At 72.8% G+C, this 4365-nt stretch carries 3 protein-coding genes; 2 read left to right on the top strand and 1 reads right to left on the bottom strand.

Annotated features, from left to right (window positions below):
- Window positions 1-123 precede the first annotated feature (123 nt).
- Complete coding sequence (locus ACFWWQ_RS16110) at window positions 124-1722, bottom strand: beta-N-acetylhexosaminidase (protein ID WP_384596398.1); 1599 nt, start codon at window positions 1720-1722, stop codon at window positions 124-126.
- Window positions 1723-1913: 191 nt separating this feature from the next.
- On the opposite strand from ACFWWQ_RS16110, the gene ACFWWQ_RS16105 reads away from it, so the two are divergent.
- Both ACFWWQ_RS16105 and glmS read left to right on the top strand, forming a co-directional pair.
- A complete protein-coding gene (locus tag ACFWWQ_RS16105) occupies window positions 1914-2213 on the top strand; it encodes a hypothetical protein (RefSeq protein ID WP_384596395.1) in 300 nt (99 codons plus the stop codon).
- A 197-nt stretch (window positions 2214-2410) separates the two neighbouring features.
- Entirely contained in the window at window positions 2411-4240 is a 1830-nt protein-coding gene (gene glmS / locus ACFWWQ_RS16100) for a glutamine--fructose-6-phosphate transaminase (isomerizing) (RefSeq protein ID WP_384596392.1), read from the top strand.
- The last annotated feature ends 125 nt before the right edge of the window (window positions 4241-4365 follow it).

Below are 4365 nucleotides of genomic sequence, written 5' to 3'. Positions count from 1 at the left end.
CTGTGCGCTGGCGGGCGCCGGGGGGGGGGGGCGGGGGCGGGCCCGCCGCGCCCCGCTGGGGCGCGGGCGCGGCCGGGCGGCCCCCCCCCCCCCCCCCCGCCTCCGTACCGCTACCCGCTCAGCTCACGACTGCGCGGGCCAGGGCACCTCCGGTGAGCGGTAGTAGCCGATGCCCAGCGCGTCCCAGCGCGGGCCCTGGGCGGCGAGCCGGGTGCGGTAGCGCGCCCAGTCGTGGCTCGACGCCGGGGACCAGCCCAGTTCGGCGATGCCGGGCAGCCGGGGGAAGGCCATGTACTCCAGGTGCGCGGGCGCCGACAGCGTCTCCGTCCACAGCGGCGCCTCCACGCCCAGCACCCCGCCCTTGGGGACGCCCGGCAGATAGCTGTCCGGGTCCCAGTCGTAGGAACGCTGCACGCTGACGTAACCGGCCCAGGCCAGGCCGAGCGGCGTGTTCTTGTCGTACTTCATGTCGAGGTACGAGCGGTCGGCGGGCGAGAGGATCAGCCGGGTGCCCTGCGCCGCCGCGTCGGTGACCTCCTTCCGCTCGGCGGCGGAGGTCGCGTCGTAGCCCCAGTACTGCGCGACGGCGCCCTTCGCCGGGTGCGCACCGGCCAGCTGGTGCCAGCCGACGGCGGTCTTCCCGTACCTCGCGACGATCGGCTGCACCTTGTCCATGAAGGCGACGTAGTCGTCATGGCTGGTGGAGTGCGCCTCGTCGCCGCCGATGTGGAGATAGCGGCCCGGTGTCATCGCGGCCAGCTCCCGGACGACGTCGTCGACGAAGTCGTACGTCTCCTGCTTCGGCACACACAGCGAGCTGAAGCCGACGTCGGTGCCGGTGTAGAGCGGCGGCGCCTTGCCGTCGCAGTTCAGCGCGGCGTACGAGGAGAGTGCGGCGTTGGTGTGGCCCGGCATGTCGATCTCCGGGACGACGGTCAGATAGCGGCTCGCGGCGTACCGGACGATCTCGCGGTAGTCCGCCTTGGTGTAGAAGCCGCCGCGCCCGCCGCCGACCTGGGTGCTGCCGCCGTGCGAGGTGAGCTTGGGCCAGGAGTCGATGGCGATGCGCCAGCCCTGGTCGTCGGAGAGGTGGAGATGCAGGGTGTTGATCTTGTAGAGGGCGAGCTGGTCGATGTATCGCTTGACCTGCTGGACGCCGAAGAAGTGCCGGGAGACGTCGAGCATCGCGGCGCGGTAGCCGTAGCGCGGGGTGTCGGTGACGGTGCCGCCGGCGATCCGCCAGGCGCCGGGCTGCTCGGTGCGGCGCTCGACGGCGGGCGGCAGCAGCTGACGCAGCGTCTGGACGCCGTGGAAGAGCCCGGCCGGGCGGGCGGCGCGGACGGTGACGGCGCGGGGCCCGGACTCCAGCCGGTACCCCTCGGCGCCGAGCTTCGCGGTGTCCCGCCCGCCGAGCCGCAGGACGATGCCGTCCGATCCGGAGCGGGTGGTGACGGGCAGCGCGAAGCCGGTGGCGGGGCGGAGCAGTCCGGCGAGGTACCCGGCGACCTGCCGGGCCTCGGCGCCGCCGCCGGGCACTCGGATCGCCGTGCGGTCGCCGAGCGTGTACGGATCCCCGCCGGGGCGTACCGCGGCGGGGGCGGGGATGACCTGGTCGAGCGGGGTGGCGGCGGGTGCCGCGGCGGCCGGCGGCGGTGCGGCGGCGGTGCCCATCCCGGCGGCTGTCACCAGCAGCAGGGCACAGAGGAGTCTGCGTCGTCTCATCGACGATCCCTTCGGCGAGCATCGTGCATGGCATGTCGAACATGGCATGGAGCGACCGAACGGTCACCATGCGTACCGCGAGCCCCCTTCCGGGTCAAGGCGTGGACCAGTTCCCGGCGATCGCGACACGATCTTGCCCGATGTCGGGCAGGTTTCTTGCGAAACTCTTCACATCCCCGCAGTATCGACCCGTGCTCGAACCCCCCGCCCGTGGCGTGGACACCCGTCCCGCCCCCCACGACGACCTGGTGGACCACCTGGTGCGCAGCACACCGCTGCAGCGCGGTGAGGCCACCCGGGTGGTGCTGGACGTGCTCGCGTACTTCGACGAGACGACGGAGGCGTTCGTCCGCCGCCGCCACCGCGAGCTGCAGTCCCAGGGGCTGCGCAACGACGCGATCTTCGAACGCCTCCGGCAGGAGCTGCCGCACCGCGCCGTGACCCCACCGGATCTCACGGCCCGCCAGCTCCGCCGCATGGTCTACGGCTGACCGCGCCGCGGCCGCCGGACCCACCCGCGGGTTCACTGGCGCCACCTCCCGTCCATCCCTGCCGCCCTTTCTTCTGTTCGTCCCGTTCCTCCCTTTCCATCCGTTCCTACGTCATCCCCCGCGCGGCCGCCACGCACCGGCACCGCTCCGGCGCGCGCCGCGCGGGCCGTCACCACATCACCCAGGAGGCTCACCCCATGTGCGGAATCGTCGGATACATCGGTAAGCGCGATGTCGCCCCGCTGCTGCTGGAAGGGCTGCAGCGCCTGGAGTACCGCGGCTACGACTCGGCGGGCATCGCCCTCCACGCCAAGGCGTCCGGCAAGGCCGCCGGCGGCCTGAAGACCGCCAAGGCCAAGGGCCGGGTGCGGGAGCTGGAGTCCCGGCTGCCCAAGCGGTTCCAGGGCACCGTGGGCATCGCCCACACCCGCTGGGCCACCCACGGCGCGCCGACCGACGAGAACGCCCACCCGCACCTCGACACCACCGGCGACGTCGCCGTCGTCCACAACGGCATCATCGACAACGCCTCCGAGCTGCGCGCCAAGCTGACCGCCGACGGCGTGGACTTCGCCTCCGAGACCGACACCGAGGTCCTCGCCCACCTCGTCGGCCGCTCCACCGCCGACACCCTGGAGGAGAAGGTCCGCGAGGCGCTGCGGCACATCGAGGGCACCTACGGCATCGCGGTGCTGCACGCGGCCTTCCCCGACCGCATCGTCGTCGCCCGCAACGGCTCCCCGGTCGTCCTCGGCATCGGCGAGCACGAGATGTTCGTCTCCTCCGACGTCGCCGCGCTGGTCTCGCACACCCGCCAGATCGTCACCCTCGACGACGGCGAGATGGCCACCCTCAAGGCCGACGACTACCGCACGTACACCACCGAGGGCTCGCGGACGACGGCGACGCCGGAGACGGTCGAGTACGCGGCCGAGTCGTACGACCTGGGCGGCCACGACACGTACATGCACAAGGAGATCTCCGAGCAGGCGGAGGCGGTGGACCGGGCGCTGCGCGGCCGGATCGACGACCGTTTCTCCACCGTCCGCCTCGGCGGCCTCAACCTCGACGCCCGCGAGGCGCGCGCGGTGCGCCGGGTGAAGATCCTGGGCTGCGGCACCTCGTACCACGCCGGTCAGATCGGCGCCCAGATGATCGAGGAGCTGGCCCGCATCCCCTCGGACGCCGAGCCGGCCTCCGAGTTCCGCTATCGCAACCCGGTCGTGGACCCCGACACCCTCTACGTCGCCGTCTCCCAGTCCGGCGAGACCTACGACGTGCTCGCCGCCGTCCAGGAGCTCAAGCGCAAGGGCGCCCGGGTGCTGGGCCTGGTCAACGTGGTCGGCTCGGCGATCGCCCGGGAGACCGACGGCGGCATCTACGTGCACGCGGGCCCCGAGGTCTGCGTGGTCTCCACCAAGTGCTTCACCAACATGGTGGTCTCCTTCGCGCTGCTCGCCCTGCACCTGGGCCGGATCCGGGACCTGTCGGTCACGGACGGCAAGCGGATCATCGAGGGCCTGCGGAAGCTGCCCGGCCAGATCGACGAGATCCTCAAGGGCGAGGACGACATCAAGAAGCTCTCGGCGCTGTACGCCGACGCCAAGTCGATGATGTTCATCGGCCGGGTGCGCGGATACCCGGTGGCCCGCGAGGCGTCCCTGAAGCTCAAGGAGGTCTCGTACATCCACGCCGAGGCGTACCCGGCCTCGGAGCTCAAGCACGGCCCGCTGGCGCTCATCGAACCGGCGATGCCGACGGTCGCGATCGTGCCGGACGACGACCTGCTGGAGAAGAACCGCGCCGCGCTGGAGGAGATCAAGGCCCGCAGCGGCCGCATCCTCGCCGTCGCCCACCAGGAGCAGGAGAAGGCCGACCACACCATCATCGTGCCGAAGAACGAGCCGGAGCTGGACCCGATCCTGATGGGCATCCCGCTGCAGCTCCTCGCCCACCACACGGCACTGGCACTCGGCCGCGACATCGACAAGCCGCGCAACCTCGCCAAGTCCGTGACCGTGGAGTAGGCGCACCCGCCCCGGACCGCCGGGGCGGCCGGGGGGGGGGCGCCGCGCCGCGCCCCCCCCCCCCCCCGCCCCCGCCCCCCCCCCCGCCCCCGGGGCGCGGGCGCGCGGGCCGCCCGCCCCCGCCC

The organism is Streptomyces sp. NPDC059080, from assembly GCF_042739975.1.
GTDB classification, from domain to species: domain Bacteria; phylum Actinomycetota; class Actinomycetes; order Streptomycetales; family Streptomycetaceae; genus Streptomyces; species Streptomyces benahoarensis.
The sequence above is the reverse complement of the archived record's forward strand: the minus strand, read 5'-3'. Positions and strand labels throughout refer to the sequence as shown.